Annotated in this window: 26 protein-coding genes; 19 read left to right on the forward strand and 7 right to left on the reverse strand. The window is 34.7% G+C overall.

Going from position 1 to position 22,575, the window contains the following annotated elements; genetic code table 11:
- Nucleotides 1-231: 231 nt before the first annotated feature.
- Complete coding sequence (locus tag LRP84_RS00645) at nt 232-1,008, reverse strand: 3-hydroxybutyrate dehydrogenase (protein WP_230573307.1); 777 nt, start codon at nt 1,006-1,008, stop codon at nt 232-234.
- A 200-nt stretch (nt 1,009-1,208) separates the two neighbouring features.
- Here LRP84_RS00645 and LRP84_RS00650 point away from each other — a divergent pair, with 200 nt between their 5' ends.
- From LRP84_RS00650 to LRP84_RS00660, 3 genes are all read left to right on the forward strand, one after another.
- Nucleotides 1,209-1,541 (forward strand): PadR family transcriptional regulator, encoded by a 333-nt coding sequence (locus LRP84_RS00650; RefSeq protein WP_230573308.1) that lies wholly within the window; start codon nt 1,209-1,211, stop codon nt 1,539-1,541.
- Between the two features lie 70 nt (nt 1,542-1,611).
- The gene (locus tag LRP84_RS00655; RefSeq protein ID WP_230573309.1) at nt 1,612-2,373 is read left to right on the forward strand and encodes a DUF1129 domain-containing protein; all 762 of its coding nucleotides are present in this window, start codon (nt 1,612-1,614) and stop codon (nt 2,371-2,373) included.
- A gap of 37 nt (nt 2,374-2,410) precedes the next feature.
- Complete coding sequence (locus LRP84_RS00660) at nt 2,411-2,617, forward strand: hypothetical protein (RefSeq protein WP_230573310.1); 207 nt, start codon at nt 2,411-2,413, stop codon at nt 2,615-2,617.
- 171 nt (nt 2,618-2,788) lie between these two features.
- Here the strand turns inward: LRP84_RS00660 and LRP84_RS00665 are convergent, their stop codons facing one another.
- From LRP84_RS00665 to LRP84_RS00675, 3 genes are read right to left on the reverse strand one after another with little or no spacing between them, the layout of a single operon-like run.
- Nucleotides 2,789-3,406, reverse strand: a complete 618-nt coding sequence (locus LRP84_RS00665; RefSeq protein ID WP_230573311.1) for an ImmA/IrrE family metallo-endopeptidase — start codon at nt 3,404-3,406, stop codon at nt 2,789-2,791.
- A 54-nt stretch (nt 3,407-3,460) separates the two neighbouring features.
- Complete coding sequence (locus LRP84_RS00670; RefSeq protein ID WP_230573312.1) at nt 3,461-3,757, reverse strand: hypothetical protein; 297 nt, start codon at nt 3,755-3,757, stop codon at nt 3,461-3,463.
- A gap of 40 nt (nt 3,758-3,797) precedes the next feature.
- Nucleotides 3,798-4,466 carry a hypothetical protein gene (locus LRP84_RS00675; RefSeq protein ID WP_230573313.1) on the reverse strand — a complete coding sequence of 223 codons (669 nt, stop codon included), beginning with the start codon at nt 4,464-4,466 and terminating at the stop codon, nt 3,798-3,800.
- A 592-nt stretch (nt 4,467-5,058) separates the two neighbouring features.
- Between LRP84_RS00675 and LRP84_RS00680 the strand changes: the two genes are divergently transcribed.
- The 7 genes from LRP84_RS00680 (at nt 5,059) to LRP84_RS00710 (ending at nt 9,970) form a co-directional block, all read left to right on the forward strand.
- The gene (locus LRP84_RS00680) at nt 5,059-5,352 is read left to right on the forward strand and encodes a DUF3928 family protein (protein WP_230573314.1); all 294 of its coding nucleotides are present in this window, start codon (nt 5,059-5,061) and stop codon (nt 5,350-5,352) included.
- A 283-nt stretch (nt 5,353-5,635) separates the two neighbouring features.
- Nucleotides 5,636-6,085, forward strand: a complete 450-nt coding sequence (locus LRP84_RS00685; RefSeq protein ID WP_098305785.1) for an NUDIX hydrolase — start codon at nt 5,636-5,638, stop codon at nt 6,083-6,085.
- Between the two features lie 147 nt (nt 6,086-6,232).
- Complete coding sequence (locus LRP84_RS00690; protein WP_230573315.1) at nt 6,233-7,408, forward strand: acetyl-CoA C-acetyltransferase; 1,176 nt, start codon at nt 6,233-6,235, stop codon at nt 7,406-7,408.
- 552 nt (nt 7,409-7,960) lie between these two features.
- Nucleotides 7,961-8,704 (forward strand): hypothetical protein, encoded by a 744-nt coding sequence (locus LRP84_RS00695; RefSeq protein ID WP_230573316.1) that lies wholly within the window; start codon nt 7,961-7,963, stop codon nt 8,702-8,704.
- A gap of 95 nt (nt 8,705-8,799) precedes the next feature.
- On the forward strand, nt 8,800-8,997 hold the full coding sequence (locus LRP84_RS00700; protein WP_230573317.1) for a hypothetical protein: 198 nt from the start codon (nt 8,800-8,802) through the stop codon (nt 8,995-8,997).
- 5 nt (nt 8,998-9,002) lie between these two features.
- A complete protein-coding gene (locus tag LRP84_RS00705; protein WP_230573318.1) occupies nt 9,003-9,512 on the forward strand; it encodes a GNAT family N-acetyltransferase in 510 nt (169 codons plus the stop codon).
- A gap of 80 nt (nt 9,513-9,592) precedes the next feature.
- On the forward strand, nt 9,593-9,970 hold the full coding sequence (locus LRP84_RS00710) for a DUF2157 domain-containing protein (protein WP_230573319.1): 378 nt from the start codon (nt 9,593-9,595) through the stop codon (nt 9,968-9,970).
- 20 nt (nt 9,971-9,990) lie between these two features.
- Here the strand turns inward: LRP84_RS00710 and LRP84_RS00715 are convergent, their stop codons facing one another.
- Nucleotides 9,991-10,425 (reverse strand): DUF3997 domain-containing protein, encoded by a 435-nt coding sequence (locus tag LRP84_RS00715; protein ID WP_230573320.1) that lies wholly within the window; start codon nt 10,423-10,425, stop codon nt 9,991-9,993.
- A 146-nt stretch (nt 10,426-10,571) separates the two neighbouring features.
- Here LRP84_RS00715 and LRP84_RS00720 point away from each other — a divergent pair, with 146 nt between their 5' ends.
- The 3 genes from LRP84_RS00720 (at nt 10,572) to LRP84_RS00730 (ending at nt 12,096) form a co-directional block, all read left to right on the forward strand.
- Entirely contained in the window at nt 10,572-11,027 is a 456-nt protein-coding gene (locus LRP84_RS00720) for an RDD family protein (RefSeq protein WP_230573321.1), read from the forward strand.
- 394 nt (nt 11,028-11,421) lie between these two features.
- Nucleotides 11,422-11,520: a flagellar motor protein gene (locus tag LRP84_RS00725; protein WP_230573322.1), complete on the forward strand. Its 99-nt coding sequence runs from the start codon at nt 11,422-11,424 to the stop codon at nt 11,518-11,520.
- Between the two features lie 99 nt (nt 11,521-11,619).
- Complete coding sequence (locus tag LRP84_RS00730) at nt 11,620-12,096, forward strand: SDR family NAD(P)-dependent oxidoreductase (protein WP_335379673.1); 477 nt, start codon at nt 11,620-11,622, stop codon at nt 12,094-12,096.
- A gap of 47 nt (nt 12,097-12,143) precedes the next feature.
- On the opposite strand, the gene LRP84_RS00735 is transcribed toward LRP84_RS00730, so the two are convergent.
- Nucleotides 12,144-13,244: an ABC transporter ATP-binding protein gene (locus tag LRP84_RS00735; protein ID WP_230573323.1), complete on the reverse strand. Its 1,101-nt coding sequence runs from the start codon at nt 13,242-13,244 to the stop codon at nt 12,144-12,146.
- A 260-nt stretch (nt 13,245-13,504) separates the two neighbouring features.
- Here LRP84_RS00735 and LRP84_RS00740 point away from each other — a divergent pair, with 260 nt between their 5' ends.
- Complete coding sequence (locus tag LRP84_RS00740) at nt 13,505-15,199, forward strand: glycoside hydrolase family 13 protein (protein WP_302850557.1); 1,695 nt, start codon at nt 13,505-13,507, stop codon at nt 15,197-15,199.
- A 132-nt stretch (nt 15,200-15,331) separates the two neighbouring features.
- Here LRP84_RS00740 and LRP84_RS00745 read toward each other — a convergent pair whose 3' ends face one another.
- Complete coding sequence (locus tag LRP84_RS00745; RefSeq protein WP_230573325.1) at nt 15,332-17,092, reverse strand: alpha-glycosidase; 1,761 nt, start codon at nt 17,090-17,092, stop codon at nt 15,332-15,334.
- A gap of 307 nt (nt 17,093-17,399) precedes the next feature.
- Between LRP84_RS00745 and LRP84_RS00750 the strand changes: the two genes are divergently transcribed.
- The 5 genes from LRP84_RS00750 (at nt 17,400) to LRP84_RS00770 (ending at nt 22,562) form a co-directional block, all read left to right on the forward strand.
- Nucleotides 17,400-18,662 carry an extracellular solute-binding protein gene (locus LRP84_RS00750; protein WP_230573326.1) on the forward strand — a complete coding sequence of 421 codons (1,263 nt, stop codon included), beginning with the start codon at nt 17,400-17,402 and terminating at the stop codon, nt 18,660-18,662.
- A gap of 78 nt (nt 18,663-18,740) precedes the next feature.
- Nucleotides 18,741-20,042, forward strand: coding sequence for a carbohydrate ABC transporter permease (locus tag LRP84_RS00755; RefSeq protein WP_230573327.1), 1,302 nt, complete (start codon nt 18,741-18,743; stop codon nt 20,040-20,042).
- Nucleotides 20,043-20,885, forward strand: coding sequence for a maltosaccharide ABC transporter permease MalD (gene malD, locus LRP84_RS00760; RefSeq protein ID WP_098305755.1), 843 nt, complete (start codon nt 20,043-20,045; stop codon nt 20,883-20,885).
- A 289-nt stretch (nt 20,886-21,174) separates the two neighbouring features.
- Nucleotides 21,175-22,200 (forward strand): LacI family DNA-binding transcriptional regulator, encoded by a 1,026-nt coding sequence (locus LRP84_RS00765; protein WP_230573328.1) that lies wholly within the window; start codon nt 21,175-21,177, stop codon nt 22,198-22,200.
- Between the two features lie 131 nt (nt 22,201-22,331).
- A complete protein-coding gene (locus LRP84_RS00770) occupies nt 22,332-22,562 on the forward strand; it encodes a hypothetical protein (RefSeq protein ID WP_230573329.1) in 231 nt (76 codons plus the stop codon).
- Nucleotides 22,563-22,575 lie beyond the last annotated feature (13 nt).

Below are 22,575 nucleotides of genomic sequence, written 5' to 3' on the forward strand. Positions count from 1 at the left end.
AGTGAAACTTCCATCAGTGGGGGATGAGGTCCCCCACTGATGGAAAGCTCTCACCAATCGGGCTCTTAGGGGCAGTTATTCCCCGCCTATCTTCTTCGCTTTCTCTAAATCTTGATGTGGGGGTCTTACTGCCCAAAAGTAGCGGAATAAAATATATTCAAAAACGGATTGTGTGGTAAAGGCACAATCCGTTTTTGAATATATTTAATAGAAGAAAAAATTTGCTGAACTTTACTGTGCGGTATAACCACCATCAATGACAACAGCTTGTCCTGTAATGCCTTTCGCTTTTTCACTTGCTAAAAATAAGGCGTAGTCTGAAATTTCTTCCACGCTAAGCAATCTTTTTTGTGGTACAAGCGGGTAAATTACATCTTTTAATACATGTTCAAGCGGGACATCTCTTGTTATCGCTAAATCTTGAAGTTGGTTGCGAACAAGAGGTGTATCAACGTAGCCAGGACAAAGTGCATTTACTGTAATACCATGCTCGGCAGCTTCTAATGCCGCTACCTTAGTGAGCCCAATTACCCCGTGTTTGGCGCTGTTATATGCAGATTTTCCAGCAAAACCAACAAGACCATTAATAGAAGCTATATTAATGATGCGTCCGTATTTTTGTTTTTTCATAATAGGAAAAGCATGTTTTATCGCAACAAACGGTGCAATTTGCATAATCTTAATAAGCATTTCAAATTTTTCTGTTGGAAAATCTTCAATCGGGGAAACGTATTGCATACCTGCGTTATTAATTAATATATCAAGTGAACCAAAACGTGCAACTGTTTCAGAAATAGCTTGTATAATCTCTTGTTCTACTGTTACATCACATTGCATTCCAAATACTTTATATCCTTCGTTCTGTAATTGTTTCGCTGCCTCTTGTGCCTTGTCTTCTAAACGATCTGTAATCATTACAGTTGCGCCTTCTTTTGCAAAGGCTTTTCCCATTTCATATCCAATTCCGCTTGCGGCACCTGTTAAAAATACAACGCGATTTATAAACATTTTTTATTCCATCCCTTTCATGAATATAGTTAACTCTATTGCTCTATTTAGAGAAATAAGGATGGAAATCCTGCAATCTTTTTGGAAAAAAATGCTTAAGCTATCTTGTAAAGCAAAATACCGGTTGTTATACTACTTGGTAAAGCAAGATACTTATATTTATCTATCTTGTAAAACAAGGTAGAAGGAGGATTTGAATAATGTCGACGAGTCAAATGCTAAAAGGTATTTTAGAAGGATGCTTGCTTGCTATTATTTCTGAAGGAGAAATATACGGATACGAAATGAGTGAAAAACTGGCACAGTACGGTTTTACAATGGCAAGTGAAGGAAGTATTTATCCGTTATTAATTCGTATGCAAAAAGAAGGATTGATTACGAGTACGATGAAGGAGTCACCATCTGGTCCAAAGCGAAAATATTATACATTAACAGAAAAAGGTGAAGATGCATTAGATGATTTCATGGAAAGGTGGGAAGCGATGCAAAGTAGTGTGCAGCGGTTGTTAGAGGGAAAGGAAAGCAGACGGTAAAGTCTGTATTTCTAACGCTGAAACAATGAAAGGAAATCAAAAATAAGTAATCTAGACGAGGAGGTTACATATGAACGTTTCTAAAGAAGGTAAAAAGTTTTTGATTGATATGAAAGTATATTTATTAACAAAGGGAATAAAAGAAGATGATATAAATAACTTTTTAGAAGACGCTGAGCTTCATTTAATAGAAGGAGAAAAAGAAGGAAAGACGGTAACGGATATTTTTGGAGACTCGCCGAAAGAATATGCAGAAGAATTGGCTGAAGAGATGGAAGTTGATAAAAGGGAAAATGTAAAATCTCTCGTTACTTCAATTGTTAGTATTGGTGGGTATTGGATATTGAATAGCATTTTATTTAGCAATCCCAATCATCATCTAACGATTTCAAATGTAGATTTAATTGGGTATCCAATCATTTTACTCCTTTCTATTATAGTAACGGTTGTTGCATTAAAAATGTCTTCTTTTAAAAGCAAATTAATAGAGTTTAGTATTATATATGTAATGGTTATGATTCCAATTCTATTACTTGTATTAATTAAGTTTGTTGATGAATGGATGGGGATACCGATTATCCAATTGTCAGAATCGCAAAGTTTTATTTTGGCAGGAATTATATTCTTAGTTTTAATCATTATTAATTTTTACCTTCTTCGTTGGATAGGGGTACTTACAATAATTTTACCAATTTCTGTTATGTTTATATTTGAAGGGTTAGCAAAACAAAATCTATATTGGAGTATTCCTCAAATGTTTTTAGCGTATGGAAGTTTAGCTTTACTTTTCTTATGGTATAACAAAATGGAAAATAAAAAGAATAAAGTGTAAAGAGGATTACGCAGTATTCTAAATTGAGAGTGGGAAAATGGAAACAGAAAAGCGAAACTGGTTATCATTATTGGATCCTGCGTGTTTTCTATTACTTGACACACTGTCAGTTGGAATGATTGCGGTATTTAACTTACAAAGTGGAATATATACAGAACTGAATTATGTAACGTTTGTTTTTGTAATTTTATTTTTATTATTTTCAGGAATCAAGGGTATAACAGAAAAAGAAGAACGATTTTAAAAATTTGGGTACTTGTATTTTTGGTGTGCATTTTTATTTATATGTGCAGGACTACTGTTAATTTGGTAAAGGTCGTGTGAATATGAAATTCTTTTGTTCTTCTTCTTTCTGTTTTGGTTTTGTAGTTGGACTAGGATTTTAATATTTACAAAGAAAAAGTAACTGCAGCGGTTACTTTTTTTCTTTGCGCAATAAGGGACTTTTTAAAGATAATTCTTTTTGGGTATTTGTTAATAAGGAATCTATTTGTGATTTATGAGGGGTAGGAATGATGTAATGCATAAGGTTTGTGGGAGAAGGATGGTGTTCGGAACCGTTTGGACATTCGGGATCTGCATTTGTAAGCTTGTCCTGTACACGGCGCGTGAATAAAATGTGACCAATTTCATGTGCGAGTGTGTACATGTTCTTCCAAGCTGAAGCGGCGTTTGTTAATACAATGTAACCTTTAATTTGTTTATTAGTTGATAAAGAATAGGCACAAGCGATAACGGATTGCTCTTGAAAATAATCACTACCGATATAACAAATATAAATATCACTTTGCGATGCACGTTCGGTACATTCAGCAAATAAAGAAGTCAACTTTGGTTGTGATTTTAGTGAAGACATGTAACTAATTTCACCGTCATTAAAACGATAGGGTTCGTCTAACGTGCTGATATCTTCAATTTGAAATACGATAGGATGCCAAATATATTCAGTAATTGTAATATCCCTAGCAATCCGGTCTTTATCAATATTCGCTCCAGGAGCGATGCAAACACATATGTTAACGTAAGGACACATATGAGACACCTCAAATATAGTGAATTTTTCTGACGAGATAAAAAGAAAATATCTTTAACGATTGAAAAAAGAAGGAATAAATGTTTTTAATGTATCTACAGTATTTTTTGACCGCATCATGTATGGGGAATATTCTTTATTTGATAAAAGTTGCGGCAACATATCATCATCTTTGTTAAGTAAATTGCCAAAATTTGTTATCATATGAGTAAATTGTTCATCCGTAATCATACCGCTCGTGTGCCAATAGCACATCATCGCATAGGCAATGGAGCTTGTATCGACGGTTACGTTTACATTAACATGGGAGTTTCCGCTGTTTGAAATATTTGAGCCGTTTTTTGGTAGCATGATAAAACCTCCTTACAAAAATAGGCTACGTTTTAGTAGCCTAATCGTATTTGTCTCGATTATAGTTGTTTTGATTTGGGTAATTTTGATTTGGGTAATTTTGATTTGGGTAATTTTGATTTGGGTAATTTTGATTTGGGTAATTTTGATTTGGGTAATTTTGATTTGGATAATTTTGATTTGGATAATTTTGATTTGGGTAATTCTGATTTGGGTAATTTTGATTTGGATAATTCTGATTTGGGTAATTTTGATTTGCGTAATTTTGTGAGGATTGAGCGGCATTATTTAATGTATTTGTTAAAAATGGGAGCAAAGCCGCTAATAATTGGTTTGTAACATCTGTATTCAACTGCCCTTGTCCCTGTGCTTGCCCTTGCCCTTGTTCTTGTCCCTGTGCTTGCCCTTGCCCTTGCTCTTGCTCTTGCCCTTGTTCTTGTCCCTGTGCTTGCTCTTGTCCCTGCCCCTGTTCTACATCAGTAGACTGCCGATTCGAAGAAGCTGTTTCAGAATCTAAATCAGAGTCTACATTTAAATTTACGCGGGAATTTCCACTGTCTGAAATCTGAGCAACATTGTGATTGTGTGTATGTTTTTTTGTAGTTTCTTCTTGTGAGTCAGATCCAGATCCAGATCCAGATTCAGATTCAGATCGGTTTTCAGTGTATTGGGATCTTCTTCGATAACGATCATAATAATAAAAACACAACAATACCCTCTCCTTTATGAACTATAGAAATTGTCTATATCAATACTTTATGTGAAAATAGAGAATATGTATGGACAAATTAACTATCATTTAGGATAGTTTTTTATCATGTCACAACATAAGTTGATAAGAAATTATTATATTTACATTAGGATGATTATGGGAAATTACAGCATCAAGGTATGTATATGTAGTGTTCTTGTTGTTGGGTTTTTTAGCGGTGTGATTGTTATGTAATAAGATGATTAGAAATGTAGCGATTATGAGTACTTTTTTTGGAATCGCTTGTTTATCCCGCATTAACGGGCAGTAAGCCCCCCACCTCAAGATTGAGAGAGAAGCAAAGAAGATAGGTGGGGAAAACTGCCCGTAAAAGCCCGATTGGTTCAACTAACCCTCAGTGGGGGATGAAGAAAACCCCCACTGAGGGAAGTTTTACTTTATCCCTTCACTGATGGGATTTCATTTTATTAGCAGCTGTGTGTTGGCCGGGAAAATAAAAAATTGATTGAAAGAAGTCAGAAAATAGTCACACTTCGACACGTTTATATATCCATTTTTTGTTATAGTAAAAAGAAAAGGGGGAAAAAACATGTATACATTTAAAATTGTTTCAGATCGTGAAGCTGTTTATCAGTTTGCGAGTTATGCTCAAGTTGTACAAGGGGTAGAAAGTGTATATGTGGAAGTAGGTGAACCTTTGTATGAGCGTCCTCTTATGAAGTTTTATGTTCATGTCTCCATAAAACAAGAGTATGAACAAGCAAAAGCGTTGCGTGAAATCGCACGTTTAGTAGAATTAGGACGTTTTACATACGTACATTACCGAGATGAAGAAATTGAAAGAGCATTTGAAGAAGTAAAATATGAGAGCCGTGTAGGCTAGATAATAAGGAAGGAAGAGGCTAATGTGAATTAGCTTCTTTTTTTGTTTATCCCGCATTAACGGGCAGTAAGCCCCCCACCTCAAGATTCAAAGAGAAGCAAAGAAGATAGGTGGGGGGAAAACTGCCCGTAAAAGCCCGATTGGTTCAACTAACCATCAGTGGGGGATGGAAAAAACCCCCACTGATGGAAGTTTCACTTTATGAAAATATTTTTATATGTATCAAACAAATAAAGAAGGAATTTTGCTATGATAGGAGAGGAAAAGAAAGGGGAGTTATGTAATGGGGTATATACAGGAACTAAGGGAATTAGTTGGAACAAAACCACTTATTATAGTAGGCTCAGCAATTATTGTTTTAAATGAAAAGAATGAAGTATTATTACAACTTCGTTCTGATACATATGATTGGGGATTGCCAGGGGGAGCAATGGAGCTAGGAGAAACAATTGAAGAAACAGCAGAGAGAGAATTAAGAGAAGAAACAGGTTTAAAAGCAGATTTCTTACAATTTCTTGGTGTGCTCTCTGGGCAGGATTTATATTATCGTTATCCGCATGGAGACGAAATTTATAATGTAATCAATGCATTTCAAGCACATCACGTATATGGTGAAATAGAATGTGATGAAGAAGGGGTAGACATTCGGTATTTTCCAATTGATAAGTTACCGAAATTAAATACAACAACAGAAAAAATCCTTCAAAAATTTTTATTAGCATTAACAGAGTAGGAAGAAGAATGAACCTTCTTTCTATTTTTTATTATATTAAATATTTTGATTTCTTAGTTACCTCATAATATAATAGATATAGATATACATCTTATGTTATTCCATCCAAAAATTTACTAGGATACATAGGAGAGGGGAAAGTACAAGATGCGCAATGTAGTCATTACAGCTGCAGTTCGTTCACCAATTGGAACATTTGGAGGAGCTTTCAAAAATGTAAAACCGACTGAACTAATGGTTCCTGTATTGCAGGAAGCTGCGAAAAGAGGCGGTGTTTTGCCGCACGAAGTAGATGAAGTGATTTTAGGTCACTGTATTCAACGAACAGATGAGGCAAATACAGCAAGAACAGCAGCGCTTATGGCGGGATTTCCTGATACAGTTACAGGTTACACAATTCAGCGTCAATGTGCTTCGGGTATGCAGGCATTAATTTCAGCAGCAATGCAAATTCAATTAGGTGTAAGTGATGTTGTTGTTGCAGGTGGAGTAGAAACGATGAGCTCTAGTCCATATGTATTGAAAGAGAACCGCTGGGGACAACGACTACAACACGGAGAAATTCGTGATATGGTGTGGGAAGTGCTAGAAGATCCAACGAATCATATTATGATGGGTGAAACTGCGGAAAATCTTGCTGAGCAATATGAAATTTCTCGTGAAGAACAGGATGAAGTAGCAGTGTTAAGTCATCAACGTGCCATTCATGCAATCGAAGCGGGCTATTTTGACGAGCAAATTGTGCCGATTACGATAAAGGAACGTAGAAAAGAGATTGTTGTTTCCAAAGATGAACATCCTCGTGCAGATATTACGTTAGAAAAACTTTCGGGTTTAAAAGCAGCTTTTCGTAAGGGTGGAACAGTAACCGCAGGAAACGCATCGGGTATTAATGACGGAAGCGCAGCGTTAGTACTAATGAGTGAAGAAAAAGCGAAAGAAAAAGGGCTGCAACCGTTAGTGAGAATCGTAGGATACTCTATGGCAGGGGTAGATCCTAAAATTATGGGAATCGGTCCAGCACCAGCAATTCGAAAAGGACTGGAAAATGTAAATTGGTCAGTAAACGATGCGGATTTATTTGAAATTAATGAAGCATTTGCTGCGCAATATTTAGCAGTAGAAAAAGAATTGGGCTTAAATCGTGAAAAAGTGAATGTAAATGGTAGTGGAATCAGTCTTGGACATCCAATTGGATGTACAGGTGCACGTATTACAGTAAGCTTGATTCATGAATTAAGAAGACAAGGACTTGAAAAGGGAATTGCTTCTCTTTGTGTCGGCGGCGGTATGGGAGCAGCGTTATTTATAGAAGCACTATAAGAAACAAAACCAGCTAATGTGTTCATTAGCTGGTTTTGTTTCTGTATGAAATAGTCTCCCTCGATCTTCAAACAGAGTTTCACCGTTTGATAATACTCTGTTTCTTCTAAAGTAACTTCTTGTATTTTTCCTAATATAAGCAATACATAGTTGCATCTAGGTACACCATTAAAGTTGGAGAATGTGTAGTTATATTCAAAGTAGATTATATTTTCAAAATAGCAGAAAAGACAAGGATTAGACAACTTATTAATAAAAAATTAAGGACATTAAATACAGAATCTTTTTAGTCCTATATTGCATTGTTCTCGGTTGAAGTGTAATAATGAAGAGTTATATCATTTATTTATCCCGCGTTAACGGACAGTAAGACCCTCACCTCAAGATTCAGAAAAAAACAAAGAAGATAGGTGGGGGATAACTGTCCGTAAAAGTTCGATTGGTTCGACTAACCCTTAATGAAGGAAGTTTCACTTTATATTTAGAGAGAAAATAATTAGTATAATTATATTTAATGGTTGTTTCATAGCATGTAATGATAGGAGTAAGACAATGAAAATATGGAACGTATTTTGTATTTTATGTAGTTTTGTTATTGTTTTAAGTGGTTGTGCTCAGCATGAAAAAGTGAAGCAGCCGAAGAAACAGGCCATTCCAGAAACGAATGAATACGGCGGCATACAATTAACAAAAGTGGGACAAGAGATTAAAGAAAAAAATTGGGGTACTCTAAAATTAGAACAAATCAAACATGTAAATGAAACATTTACAGTTGGAACAATGAAAATCTATGTAGAAAATGTGAGAGTTATTACACTATCGAATATGGAAGATGAAACAAAAGAGATGTTGGAAATGTATACAAAATTAAGTCCAGAAGAAGTACAACGTCGTTTAGGTGAGACACTGGACCAAGCAGAGGCAGAATGGTATGCATCATTAAGTGGACAAGATATTGGTGATACTGCTAAATATGTTGAAATTACATATAAGGTTGAAAATACAGGAGACAAAGAGATGCAGTTCTTTTCTATGAATGATGTAACTGTAAATGAAACGCAACAATTTCATGTACCAAAACAAAACTTCTTATATGCAGAAGACACGTTTGTTGGTACAAAAAGTGTAACGAGAGAGGATTATAGTTCTGGTGAAATAAGGGAAGGGTTAATTGGTCTTTTACTAAGTGATAATAATGAAAAAATAAAAAGGATTTCTTTTACAACAGATGTACTTGCAACAGGCGATACACATCAGAAAATAGCAGAACCACAAACATTTACCATTTCACTATAACAGTGAAATGGTTTTTTCTTAATTGTTAGTAGGACAGGAAATATGTCGTTTTGTAGAGAATTTATATACATATAGCGTTTAGGAGGGAAATGAAAATGCAGAAGGGATGCTACGTATGTGGTAATAAAGAAGTAGAAACAGGTACTATGTCACCTTATATAGAAAGCAATATTGGAAGTTATATTGTTCCGTTCGCAGAAATGACAGCAGAAGTGGCAATATGTAAGAATTGCGGAGCTGTTATAACGATGAAACAAGAACATATAGAGTATAATCAAAGGAGAGAGAAGTAAACGTAATGTATATTGTCAAAGCAAATCTACATGATGCAAAAGAACTTGCACGCGTTCATGTTGATAGTTGGAGAGAAACATATGAAGGCATTATGCCAAAAGAAGTGTTAGATAAAAAATCGTATGAGAAACGAGAAGCATTGTGGAAACAAATATTACAGAAGCAGCAGTCGCATGTTTATGTTGCCAAAACAATTGATGGGAAAATAATTGGTTTTGCAGATGGCGGGAAAGAGCGAACTGGTAAATATGAGTATGACGGAGAGTTATATGCGATATATATTTTACGGGCATATCAGCGTAACAAACTTGGAAAAAGATTGATAAAAGCGGTGGCAGCAGATTTATATAAGAATGGATATCGTTCTATGCTTGTTTGGGTAGTAGCGAACAATCCGTCTAAATATTTTTATGAGGCGTTACAAGCTTCTTTTGTAGATGAGAAGGATATTGAAGAATTATACATAAAAGAACTTGCATACGGTTGGAAAGATATACAAACTCTTTTCATATAATACAATTCCCGGCAACGGCCTGCTCGTTTTATTACTTCGTGAATATAATGAAGTGAATAGAGTGAAAGGAGAGACAATCCGTGAGAATATTCACGGTTTTGGTCGGGTTTATTGTAGCCGCTTGCTTTCAAATAGGATTATTATGTATGTTACAACGAATCGAGCAACTATCACTTCCTCATCTTCTATATGAACTGGTATATGTAGGGGCATTATTTGGATTTGGAATGGGTATTGCGCATTATTTCTATAAACATAAGATTTATATACTTATAATCGTATTCGTCTTTTTATACGGATGGGGATATTATCGTTATAACGACAGAGTTCAAAGCATTTTACAACTGCACATTGTATCGATTCAACATGCATTACTGTTATTATTTTGTATTATGTTTGGAACCATTGTTTATAGAATGTTGTTTTATAAAGAAAATATAGAGAAAAAGGTCAGATGAAATATCTCATTTGACCTTTTTTAAGATTGTTGTTTTTCTTTTGTAAGGTAAGTTTTTACACTTTGTAATTGGAGTTGTTCAGGGAGACGAAATTCTTGTTTTTGTTCTTCAAATTGTTTTTTTGTATAGGGACCAAACCGGCGGTTATTTTTCAAATCGATAATCCAATAATTTTCTGTCGCTTGATTAGTAATAGAAGCATCAGGGTTATTAGGGTCATCTGTTTGCTCTATTTGTTTTGCTAAAATATAATTGTCGTTCCAGGCAATTTCTACAATTTCTGGTGGAATATATTGAGAGGCGTACAAGGCATCTGTTTTAGGGAAAAGTTCTAGTGCATTACCGGAAACATTAATGAGCTCATATTCATCCCCAATGCTGTAATGAGATGGATTAAAATTTGTTGTACAACTAGTTAAAAATATGAGAGAGCAAACGATGATGAATCGTTTCAATATGAGCTCCTCCTTCTGAAATGTGATTGATACATATTTTACAGGAAAAGAAAATAAAACACCAATTCATGAGTTGTTTACAACTGTTTTTAGACATGATACGATGAAACGGTTAATAAAGGATAGAAAAAAGGAGTCGACACAACATGAAGCTGAAAATACATCAACCAGTGATTGTTATAAACCGTCTAGCTGCTGCAATGATCGATATGTTTTTCATTTCTGTTTCGTATGGTGTTATAGTCGCAATTACAACAGGAAACTATAAAGCAATTTTGAATCGTTTTAATGTGAGTTCAGGAGACATCCGTTATGACCTTGGGCTTTCATTTTTATTAATGGCGCTTTATTTTATAATTCTACCATTTATTTGGAATGGAAATACACTAGGGAAAAAAGTTACACGTACAAAACTTGTATCACTTACAAGTGAAAAGTTAACGTTAGGAATATTAACAATGAGATTTATTGTATTGTTAGTACCAAATATCTTATTTCTCGGAATTCCGGTGATATGTAATATATACATGATGTTGATTAGAAGTGATAATCGTGGCTTTCATGATCTTATAGTAAAAACTAAAGTTATAAGTGTTGTGTAGAGAAAGGGAAGTAGTTGCTTCCCTTTTTTAATTTGAAAATATTTGTTTGTATAATTTGGTACAGGGGAAATATGAAAGAACTAGTCATACTAACATTAAAGATTTTGTCAGCACAATGGAGGATACTATGAATTTGGTTAAATAGGAAATGATTGAATAAAAATCAACTTGAATTATAAAAATATTTTTATTCAGTCTAAATTTTTACAAAATTCGATATATTTAATTGGTATAATAGAATTTATATAGGACAGGCATCTCCTATATAGTACCCTCCATATTGATGGCGCGTCCTGGAAAGGCGCGCTTTTTTATAATTAATAGACTGAAAATTAAGAAAATGTTATTATTTATAATAAAGAGTTCATGTTTCTTCACATTGGGAGGGAGCGAAATGACAGGAGAAAGTTTATTATTTTGGGGAATTCTTATTTTTATTGGTCTAGTTTTTGATCAGTATAATAGTAAGAAAAAAGGGAAAATTCGAAAGTAAGCGATTATATTATATGTATCTATCTTTTCCTGCTTGCGGATGCTTCGAAAAAAGGAGTATACTGTATGACGGTAAGACTAACCAGAAGGAGTAATGACGATGAAGCTAGCAGGAAAGGTTGTCGTTGTAACAGGTGGAGGCATCGGCATTGGCCGTAACACGGCTCTTTTGTTGGCACAACAAGGTGCAAAGGTAATTGTGACAGATATTGATGAGGAAAACGGACAAGCAACAGTGGAGGAAATTGTAGATTTAGGTGGAGATGCACTTTTTGTTACTCATGATATGAGTAGGCAAAGTGATTGGCGACATGTTTTAGAAGTTGCAATTGAAGCCTACAACAGAATCGATATGTTGTTTAATAATGCCGGATTATATAAAATAGGTCCAATTTTTTCTCATGAAAAAGAGAACGATTCCAATGCGCTTTGCATAAATGACGTCTGGATAGAAATAAAACAGTTGAGGTCATCTTTTATGGAACAGCAAGAAGAAGTGAGATTGAGTGATCTACCTATTTTTGGTGTTATCAGTACAAAGGAACAGTCACTTCATACAGTAGAATCATTAGTATAATAAGTTGAAAACCGTCCTCAATTTGTATGTGGACGGTTTTTTTTTATTTAGCGAATACGTTTTTCAGTTTTTATATCAAAGAAGTGCGCTTTGTTCATATCAAAAGCAAGCTTGATCTGGTCACCGTGTGTAAAAGTATGTCTTGCGTCAACACGAGCTGCAAAATCTTGATTTCCAAGTTTCATATATAAAATAGATTCTGCACCTAATAGTTCAGCAACATCGATTTGTGTTGTAAATGTTGTGTCTTGTGAAGCTTCCAAAAATAAGAGTTCATCATGAATATCTTCTGGGCGAATGCCTAAAATAATTTCTTGGTTCATGTAGCCATGCTTGTCTAGTAGTTTCATTTTTCCTTCGGATACTTTCATTTTTACTTTATTGTCTATTACAAAGTGATTTTTTGTTAACTGACCACGAAAAAAGTTCATCGCAGGAGAGCCAATAAATCCGCCAACGAAAACATTTTCTGGTGTTTCATATACTTCTTTTGGTGTTCCAATCTGTTGTATCTTTCCATCTTTCATAACAACAAGACGCGATGCCATTGTCATAGCTTCTGTTTGATCGTGTGTTACATAAATAGTTGTTGTTCCCAGTTTTTGATGTAGCTTAGAAATCTCTGAGCGCATTGTTACCCGTAATTTTGCATCTAGGTTTGATAACGGTTCGTCCATTAAGAAGACTTTTGCATCACGAACAATGGCACGTCCTAATGCGACACGTTGCCGTTGTCCCCCAGATAAGGCTTTCGGTTTTCGATTTAAATATTCTTCAAGGCCTAAAATACGAGCTGCATCCTTTACGCGGCGATCAATTTCGTCTTTTGGTATTTTGCGAAGTTTTAAGCCGAATGCCATATTATCGTAAACACTCATATGTGGGTAGAGAGCATAGTTTTGAAAGACCATTGCAATGTCGCGATCTTTTGGAGGAACATCATTCATTACCTTGCCATCAATTGAGAATTCCCCTTTGGAAATATCCTCTAAACCAGCAACCATTCGTAATGTCGTTGATTTTCCGCATCCAGATGGACCGACAAATACAATAAATTCTTTATCTTGTATGTGTAAATTGAAGTCTGTAACTGCAGTTACATTGTTATCATATATTTTATAAATGTTTTCTAATTTTAGTTCTGCCATGACTTTTCCTCCCAGCAAAAAAGTATGCAAACGTTTTCTTTGATTTTATTATAAATGAATGCATAATAAAAAGAAATAAAAAATTAAAACGTTTTCATAAATTTAAGAAAATATACACAAAAATAGTGTGTTTTTAATATTAAAAGAGCTCTAACTATATTTTTTAGATCATACAAAAAATGTAAGCATTGTTTTCATTTTATTTAAAATCTGTTATCATTCACTAATGAAAACGTTTGCGCCTGTTTTGCGATTAAATAATGAAATGGGGTAGCATGATGGAGAAACAATGGTGGAAAGAAAGTGTTGTATATCAAATTTATCCGCGTAGCTTTATGGATAGTAATGGTGATGGAGTTGGTGATCTTCGCGGAATTATTTCAAAGCTTGATTATTTACAAGAACTAGGGATAGATGTAATTTGGTTATCACCAGTTTATGAATCTCCAAACGATGATAACGGTTATGATATTAGTAATTATCGTAAGATTATGGATGAGTTTGGGACGATGAATGATTGGGATGAATTGTTGGATGAAATGCATAAACGTAATATGAAATTAATGATGGACTTAGTTGTCAATCATACTTCAGATGAACATAATTGGTTTGTTGAATCCCGGAAGTCAAAGGATAATCCATATCGAGATTACTATATTTGGCGTAAAGGAAAAAGTGGAAAAGAGCCAAATAACTGGGGAGCTGCTTTTAGTGGATCTGCTTGGGAGTATGATGACACAACAGATGAATATTACTTACATTTATTTTCAAAAAAGCAACCAGATTTAAATTGGGATAATGAACATGTGCGCAAAGGGATTTATGAGATGATGAAATTTTGGCTGGACAAAGGGATTGACGGCTTTCGAATGGATGTCATTAACTTTATTTCAAAAGTAGAGGGATTACCAGCTGTGAATACAGAAGCAGAGGGATATGTATCGGGTCATCAATATTTTATGAATGGACCTAATATTCATACGTATTTACATGAAATGAATCAAGAAGTGTTATCTCAATATGATATTATGACAGTTGGTGAAATGCCTGGTGTAACAACGGAAGAGGCGAAGCTTTATACAGCTGAAGATCGTCAGGAATTACAGATGGTATTTCAGTTTGAACATATGGATTTAGATTCTGGAGAGAATGGTAAATGGGATGTAAAGCCATGTTCGCTTGTTGTATTAAAGGAGAACTTAACAAAGTGGCAAAAAGCATTAGAACATACAGGATGGAATAGTTTGTATTGGAACAATCATGATCAACCGCGTGTTGTCTCTCGCTTTGGTAACGATAAAACTTATCGTATTCCGTCAGCGAAAATGTTAGCGACGGTACTTCATATGATGAAAGGAACTCCTTACATTTATCAAGGAGAAGAGATTGGAATGACAAATGTCCAATTTGCTTCAATTGATGAATACCGTGATATTGAAACGTTGAATATGTACCATGAAAAAGTAAGTGAGCGTGGTGAAAATCACGAAATGGTGATGCAATCTATTTATGCTAAAGGACGCGATAATGCTCGGACACCGATGCAATGGGAAGACAGTGAACATGCTGGATTTACATCAGGGAAGCCGTGGGTCCAAGTAAATCCTAATTATAAAGAAATTAATGCGAAGCAGGCATTACATGATTCAAATTCTATTTTTCATTATTATAAGAAATTGATTGAACTTCGTAAAAAGCACGAAATAATTGTGTATGGTACATATGATTTAATTTTAGAAGACCATCCATCTATTTTTGCTTACGTAAGAACATGGAAAGATGAGAAATTACTTGTCATTGCAAACTTTACTGAGGATTCATGTGTATTTGAATTATCGGAGGAGATAGCGTACAGTAATGTAGATTTATTGATACACAATTATGATGTGCAGGATGAATCAATTGAAAATATTATTTTACAGCCTTATGAAACGCGGGCGTATAAATTGAAATGAGAAATATGTAAGTAGACATTAGAGAGGCTTGGAGACAGGTCTCTCTTGTTTTTCAATTAGAATGACAAGTAACGATGAGGGATATGTTGGTATAAAGTAAAAGCCTTGTTTTCTATACAAGGCTTTTAAGCTTTACCATGTTAAAATGGAAAATCCATATGGTGGAAGTGTAACTAGTAATGAGTTTGTTTCAGCGGAAAACTCTTCTTTTGTATACAGATTTACAATTTTTTTACCACCAATACGAAAAGGTATCGGAGCTGTAATTTCATTATTTGTTGGATTTAAAACAAATAATATTGTTTCTTTTCCGTATGTTTTTGTATAAGAAATATAATTGTGTTTGTTGTTGGCTTCAATCCATTGAAATGAACCGTGCCCGCCAAAGGCTTTATATTGTTTCCGCAATGAAATTAATGTTTGTATATGCTGAAATAATTCTTTATCTTGTTTATCTTCATCCCAGATCATACATTTTCGGCAACCTGGGTCCATTCCCCCGTCCATTCCAATTTCATCACCGTAATAAATACATGGTGAACCGATGAAAGAGAATTGGAATACATAGAGTAATTTTACTTTTTCTTTATTGCCTTTACAGGTTGTTAAAATTCGCGGTGTATCGTGGCTGTCTAGTAGATGAAAAGCAGCTTCGTTTACATTCATGGAATATGAATGAAGAGATTCGGTAATTTGATGCATAAAATCATTTGCCCGAATGGTTTCATTTGCAAAATAAGAAAGAAGAGCATTTGTAACAGGATAACTCATGACGGCATCAAATTGATCGCCTTGTAGCCATGGAAGAGCATCATGCCAAATTTCGCCTAAAATGTAGACATCAGGATTAATCGCCTTTACTTCACTGCGGAATTCACGCCAAAAGCTATGATCCACTTCATTCGCTACATCAAGTCGCCAGCCGTCAATGTGAAACTCTCGTACCCAATAACGTCCTACTTCTAGTAAGTATTCTTTTACGTCTGGATGAGTTGTATTTAGTTTTGGCATATACGGTGTAAAAGCGAATGTATCATAATTAGGAAAAGGTTCTGTTACAATTGGAAATTCATGAATATGAAACCAGTCTTTGTAGGAAGAGTGTTCTCCTTTTTCGAGAACATCTTGAAATTTATCGAAAAAGTATCCGCTATGATTAAAAACGGCATCTAGCATAATTTTTATACCGCGTTGATGGCATGCTGCCACAAGCTTCTGAAATGTTTCTTTTGTCCCAAATTGAGGGTCGATTTCCATATAGTCAATCGTGTCATATTTATGATTAGACTGTGCCGTAAAGATTGGAGTAAAGTAAATGCCGGAAATACCAAGTTCTACAAGGTAATCAAGGTGATTCATAATGCCGATGAAATCCCCGCCAAAAAAATTTGTTGCAGTTGGATCTGCGCTGCCCCAAGGAAGAGTGTTTGCTGGATTACATGTACAATCTCCATTGGCAAATCGTTCTGGAAAAATTTGATACCATACTGTATCTTTCACCCATGGTGGAGCCGTAAAAATATCCTTTTCGTGTATAAATGGGAAGCAAAAGTAATAGCCAACGTCGTCAGTAGGCGCTTCAGAGAAAAAGCCTCTTTCTGTATAAACGACAGCTTCAGTGCTGCTTTTCAGTTCGAATCCGTATCGTAAACGCTTAAATTTTGGTTCAATTGATACAAACCAATAATCAAATAAATCTGTCGAACCACTCTTTTTCATTGGCGTTTTTTTTGTTAACCATTTGCCCTCTTGCCATTCATATGGGTCGCCATAAATGAAGGATACTACATCTACGTCGTTTTTTTTCGTACGTAGCCGAATATGAAGTGTTTTTTCATTGTGAGCGTATGCGTAATTATCTTTTGGCCTATGGTATATTGCTTCTTTGAACATATAAAAAACCTCCTCTACTAATTCTTTAAATAAAGATATATTGCAAACGATTGCTTTTTTATATATTTTTAATATTGCTTATAAGAGTAGTACGCATTCCATATAAAGTCAATGAATATAAAGAATAAATGCATGAATTTTTTGAAAAATAATATTTGCAAAATATATAAAAGTATGTATAATAATAGATAAATAGCGCAAACGTTTTCATAGATTGAAAAGTTGTTTGTGCTTCTTTTAAACTATTATTTGCAAACGTTTTCATTGATTAGAGTACTATATACATAATTTGGGGAGGTATTAAGGGATGAAGAAAAAAGCGTTATCTTTATTAACGGTTTCAGCTTTGGCAATTGGTATGTTATCGGCATGCGGACCGAAAGATTCAGGGAAAAAGGAAGCGAGCAAGGAGAAGAAAGATTATGATCTTCTTGTTTGGGAAGATCAGAAAAAAGGTGTTGGTTTAGATCCAGCCGTAAAAAGTTTTGAAAAGAAATATAATGTAAAAGTAAAAGTTGTCGAGATTCAGATGACAGAACAATTAAAAAAACTTCGTCTTGATGGTCCAGCTGGTACAGGGCCGGATGTTGTAACATTACCGCATGATCAAATTGGGGATGCAGCGACAGAGGGGTTACTTTCTGAGATGAAAGTGGATGATTCTGTTAAAAATAAGTTTACTGATTTGTCACTGAAAGCGCAAACATATGATGGGAAATTATATGGTTTACCGAAAGCGATTGAAACACCTGTATTCATTTACAATAAAAAATTAATGCCAAAAGCACCAGAAACGATGGATGAACTATTTAATTTTTCAAAAGGATTTACGAAGGACGGAAAATATGGATTTTTAGCATTAGGAGATAACTTCTATTTTGCGAATGCATTTATGGCTGGTATGGGCGGTTATGTATTTGGTGAGAAAGACGGACAACCAAATGTAGCTGATATTGGATTAAATAATAGCGGTGCAGTACAAGGTGCAGAATATATTCAAAAATGGTATAAAGAAAAACTATTTCCAGAAGGAATTATCGGTGAGTCTGGCGGACCAGCTGCAGATGGATTATTTAATGAAGGAAAAGCTGCTTCTATTATGAATGGTCCATGGGCATTCCAGGCAATGGAAAAAGCAGGAATTGATTATGGTGTAGCTCCAATGCCAAAATTACCAAATGGCCAGCCGATGAAAACATTTGTTGGTGTAAAAGGATGGCATGTAACAAGCTTCTCAAAAAACAAAGATTTGGCAACAAAATTCACTGATTGGGTGACAAATGAAGAAAATGCAAAAATTCGTTTTGAAAAAACAAAAGAAATTCCGCCAGTGAAATCAGTTATGGAAGATCCAATTATTAAAAATAACGAAGCTGCAAAAGCAGTAGTGACACAAGCCGAAAATGGTATTCCAATGCCGAATATTCCAGAAATGCAAGAAGTTTGGAAGCCAGCTGGTGATGCGCTGCAATTAGTTGTAACAGGCAAACAAGAACCAAAAGCGGCACTTGATGAGGCTGTGAAACAAATTAAAGGAAACATTGAAGCAAATCATAGTAAGAAAAAATAATATAGAATTCGTGTCTTTTGTAAAACAAGAGGCACGAATTCTCCTCCTTCCAAGGGGAAGAAAAAAGGGGGAAGAACTATGCAAACATCCTTTGAACCAACACATGCAGTAAACGGTTCAAAACACCGAAAAACAGCGGCAGCGTTGTCTATTATTCCAGGTATTGGTCAACTGTACAATAAACAATATGTAAAAGGTATCATTTTTCTAGTATTAACTTGTTCGTTTTTTGTAGCATTTGCTGATTTGTTAAATATCGGGTTGTGGGGAATTGTAACGCTCGGTGCAGAAGTTCCTCGTGATCACTCTATTTTTCTATTAGTAAAAGGTATTTTAGCAATTATCGTTATTGCATTTGGACTAGGTGTATATGCCTTTAATTTATATGATGCGTATCAAAACGGGAAAAAGCGTGATGTAGGAATACCACTAAATTCTGTGAAAGAACAATACCATCATTTATTAGATCAAGGTTTTCCCTATTTGATGGTTTCACCAGGTTTTCTTCTATTAATTTTTGTTGTTGTACTTCCGATTATTTTCGTCCTATTAATTGGATTTACAAATTATGACTTATATCATTCGCCTCCTGCAAAACTTGTAGAGTGGGCTGGGTTTAAAAACTTTGTTGATATTTTTACATTGCCAATGTGGCGAGACACATTTGTAAGTGTATTTTCTTGGACTGTGATTTGGACCTTCGTCGCAACGACATTACAAGTTGCGCTTGGTATTTTCTTAGCAATTTTAGTAAATCAACCGAGTATTAAAGGAAAAGCGGTAATTCGTACAATCTTTATTTTACCATGGGCTGTTCCAGCGTTTGTATCTATTCTCGTATTTGCTGGCATGTTTAATGAATCATTTGGAGCAATTAATAATCAAGTGTTAACTCTATTTGGAATCGAAAACATTGCTTGGATGACAGATCCATTTTGGTCGAAAATCGCTTTAATTTTTATTCAAACATGGCTCGGATTTCCCTTTATTTTTGCGATGACGACAGGTATACTGCAATCGATTCCAGGTGAATTGTATGAAGCTGCTACGGTAGACGGTGCGACAGCTTGGCAACAATTTCGTAAAATTACATTGCCACTCGTTTTATATGCGACTGCTCCTATTTTAATTACGCAATATACATTCAACTTTAATAATTTCAGTATTATTTATCTGTTTAATGGTGGTGGTCCAGCTGTAGCGGGACAAAATGCAGGTGGAACGGATATTTTAATTTCTTGGATTTATAAATTAACGATGACATCAGCTCAATATGGAAAAGCAGCAGCACTAACGATGATTTTATCGGTAATAGTTATTTCAGTTGCTTTATGGCAATTTAAAAGAACAAAATCATTCCAAGAAGAGGATATGATGTAAATGAATATAAAACGACAGAAGATGTTACGTCTTTCATTAAGTTATTTCGTAATTTTCATTATGTGTATTATTATTTTCTATCCATTATTATGGATTATAGGCTCCTCGTTTAACCCTGGAGATAGTTTGTCGGGATCAAGTATAATTCCTAAAAACGCAACGCTGGATCATTACAGAAAACTATTGGATCTTTCACAAAGTAACTATGTACTTTGGTATAAAAATACGTTGAAAGTTAGTGTTTTGACAATGATTTTCTCTGTATTGTCAATTAGTTTTACAGCATATGCTTTTTCGAGATATCGTTTTGTCGGAAGAAAGAATGGGTTACTAACGTTTTTAATTCTTCAAATGGTTCCAAACTTTTCAGCATTAATTGCATTGTATATATTAGCACAGCTGACAGGATTAATTGATACACATCTAGCATTAATTTTAATTTATGTTGGCGGTGCAATTCCAATGAATACGTGGCTTATGAAAGGATACTTTGATACAATTCCAAAAGAATTAGACGAGTCAGCCCGTATGGACGGAGCAGGGCATTTTCGTATCTTTTGGCAAATTATTATGCCCTTGGCAAAGCCAATTATTGCGGTTGTAGCGCTGTTTACCTTTATCGGTCCATTTACTGATTTTATTTTAGCGAGTATTATTTTGCGTACACCAGAAAATTATACATTAGCCGTTGGATTATACGAAATGGTAGCGAAAAAATTCGGTAATGAGTTTACAACCTTTGCAGCAGGGTCGGTATTGATTGCGATACCAATTTCAATTTTATTTTTATCTTTGCAAAAATACTTTATTTCTGGTTTAACAGCTGGGGGAACGAAGGGATAAATGGGACTTTATGTCCCATTTATCTTTTTTAATTGGAATATCGGTTTATGTAACATAAGAACAGGGTAATTTTTAAAAAAATAGTATATAGTATAGGAAAATAAGGTTCTATCCCTTACAATACATGAAGAGGGAGAATATAGATATAGATTTACATTAATAGAAATTTTTATGAATGGAATAAAGTGAAACTTCCATTAGTGGGGGGCTTACTGTCGCCAATAGCGGGATAAAAATAGAGGTAACTTGTATAAATCATGTAGATAAAAAAGAGAGGAGGAACAAATTTATGACAGTTACAATTAAAGACGTGGCAAAAAAAGCAAATGTTGCTCCTTCTACGGTTTCACGTGTAATTGCTGATAACCCGAGCATTAGTGAGAAAACAAAACGACGCGTTCGTAAAGTGATGGCTGAATTAGGATATCACCCGAATTTAAATGCGAGAAGTCTTGCAAATCAAACAACAAAAACGATTGGACTTGTTATGCCAAGCTCTGCGAGTAAAGCGTTTCAAAATCCATTTTTCCCAGAAGTTATTCGAGGAATTAGCTCATTTGCACATGGAGAAGAATATTCATTGTATATGTCAACTGGAGAAACGGAAGAAGAGATTTTTAATGGTGTTGTGAAAATGGTGCAAGGAAGGCAAATCGGTGGCATTATTCTTTTATATTCCCGTATGAATGACCGTATTTTAGAATATTTACACAGTCAAAATTTCCCATTTGTTCTCATTGGGAAACCATATGAACGAAAAGAAGAGATTACATATATCGATAATGATAACTATGCAGCCGCACGAGAAGTAACAGAATATTTAATTTCACTTGGACATAAACGAATTGCTTTTATCGGTGGTGATTCGGATCTACTCGTTACAAAAGATCGCCTCGCTGGAATGGCAGACGCATTAAAATTAGCTGATATTTCTTTGCCAGCTGAGTATGTTTTAAATCTTAGTTTTTTACGAGAAAGTGGTCAAAAAGCGGTAGAAGAACTTATGACACTTGATGCACAGCCAACAGCTATTATTGCAACGGATGATTTAATTGGATTAGGTGTATTAAGTACTTTATCAGAAAAGGGAATTTCCGTGCCAAAAGATATCTCTATTGTTAGTTTTAATAACGTATTATTATCTGAAATAGCAAATCCACCATTAACAACAGTCGATGTAAATATTTTTCAGTTGGGCTACGAAGCAGCGAGATATTTAGTTGATAAAGTTGAACATTGTGAAACTTCACCAAAGTGTATTATCATTCCTCATAAATTGATGAAACGTCAAACATGCAATGAAATATTGAAGTAGAATCTAAGATTGTATTGTATAGATAAGATTAATTTAAACAAATTATAAAATGAAATATTTATAAAGGTAGTCTTCTCACCCAGAGCTAAGTTGTATGGTAAACATACAATAATATATAGGAGGTGAAGAAGATGGATAAATCAATGAAGTATTTCTTTGCGGTTATTGTTGGTTGGTTATGGACAGTACTTGCTGGGGTAATGGACCAATCATTAACAACAGGTTTTCATTATTTCTCTATTTATGCATTAGATGGACTAATCAATTTCATTCAATATGTGGTGACATTAGTTGGCTGGATAACAGTTGGATTATTTGGTTTTTTTATCATAAGAGATGGTTGGAAAGAGAAAAAAAGATAGTATAAATGCAAAA

This window comes from Bacillus rhizoplanae, assembly GCF_917563915.1.
Classification (GTDB): domain Bacteria; phylum Bacillota; class Bacilli; order Bacillales; family Bacillaceae_G; genus Bacillus_A; species Bacillus_A rhizoplanae.

Coding starts and splice junctions, on each gene's coding strand:
- LRP84_RS00720 (WP_230573321.1), top strand. CDS start 10,572: ATGAAGCTGAAAATACATCAACCAGTGATTGTTATAAACCGTCTAGCT.
- malD (WP_098305755.1), top strand. CDS start 20,043: ATGAATATAAAACGACAGAAGATGTTACGTCTTTCATTAAGTTATTTC.
- LRP84_RS00725 (WP_230573322.1), top strand. CDS start 11,422: ATGACAGGAGAAAGTTTATTATTTTGGGGAATTCTTATTTTTATTGGT.
- LRP84_RS00695 (WP_230573316.1), top strand. CDS start 7,961: ATGAAAATATGGAACGTATTTTGTATTTTATGTAGTTTTGTTATTGTT.
- LRP84_RS00730 (WP_335379673.1), top strand. CDS start 11,620: ATGAAGCTAGCAGGAAAGGTTGTCGTTGTAACAGGTGGAGGCATCGGC.
- LRP84_RS00770 (WP_230573329.1), top strand. CDS start 22,332: ATGGATAAATCAATGAAGTATTTCTTTGCGGTTATTGTTGGTTGGTTA.
- LRP84_RS00645 (WP_230573307.1), bottom strand. CDS start 1,008: ATGTTTATAAATCGCGTTGTATTTTTAACAGGTGCCGCAAGCGGAATT.
- LRP84_RS00680 (WP_230573314.1), top strand. CDS start 5,059: ATGTATACATTTAAAATTGTTTCAGATCGTGAAGCTGTTTATCAGTTT.
- LRP84_RS00650 (WP_230573308.1), top strand. CDS start 1,209: ATGTCGACGAGTCAAATGCTAAAAGGTATTTTAGAAGGATGCTTGCTT.
- LRP84_RS00740 (WP_302850557.1), top strand. CDS start 13,505: ATGAAATGGGGTAGCATGATGGAGAAACAATGGTGGAAAGAAAGTGTT.
- LRP84_RS00705 (WP_230573318.1), top strand. CDS start 9,003: ATGTATATTGTCAAAGCAAATCTACATGATGCAAAAGAACTTGCACGC.
- LRP84_RS00665 (WP_230573311.1), bottom strand. CDS start 3,406: ATGTGTCCTTACGTTAACATATGTGTTTGCATCGCTCCTGGAGCGAAT.
- LRP84_RS00700 (WP_230573317.1), top strand. CDS start 8,800: ATGCAGAAGGGATGCTACGTATGTGGTAATAAAGAAGTAGAAACAGGT.
- LRP84_RS00670 (WP_230573312.1), bottom strand. CDS start 3,757: ATGCTACCAAAAAACGGCTCAAATATTTCAAACAGCGGAAACTCCCAT.
- LRP84_RS00655 (WP_230573309.1), top strand. CDS start 1,612: ATGAACGTTTCTAAAGAAGGTAAAAAGTTTTTGATTGATATGAAAGTA.
- LRP84_RS00660 (WP_230573310.1), top strand. CDS start 2,411: ATGGAAACAGAAAAGCGAAACTGGTTATCATTATTGGATCCTGCGTGT.
- LRP84_RS00690 (WP_230573315.1), top strand. CDS start 6,233: ATGCGCAATGTAGTCATTACAGCTGCAGTTCGTTCACCAATTGGAACA.
- LRP84_RS00735 (WP_230573323.1), bottom strand. CDS start 13,244: ATGGCAGAACTAAAATTAGAAAACATTTATAAAATATATGATAACAAT.
- LRP84_RS00765 (WP_230573328.1), top strand. CDS start 21,175: ATGACAGTTACAATTAAAGACGTGGCAAAAAAAGCAAATGTTGCTCCT.
- LRP84_RS00755 (WP_230573327.1), top strand. CDS start 18,741: ATGCAAACATCCTTTGAACCAACACATGCAGTAAACGGTTCAAAACAC.
- LRP84_RS00750 (WP_230573326.1), top strand. CDS start 17,400: ATGAAGAAAAAAGCGTTATCTTTATTAACGGTTTCAGCTTTGGCAATT.
- LRP84_RS00685 (WP_098305785.1), top strand. CDS start 5,636: ATGGGGTATATACAGGAACTAAGGGAATTAGTTGGAACAAAACCACTT.
- LRP84_RS00745 (WP_230573325.1), bottom strand. CDS start 17,092: ATGTTCAAAGAAGCAATATACCATAGGCCAAAAGATAATTACGCATAC.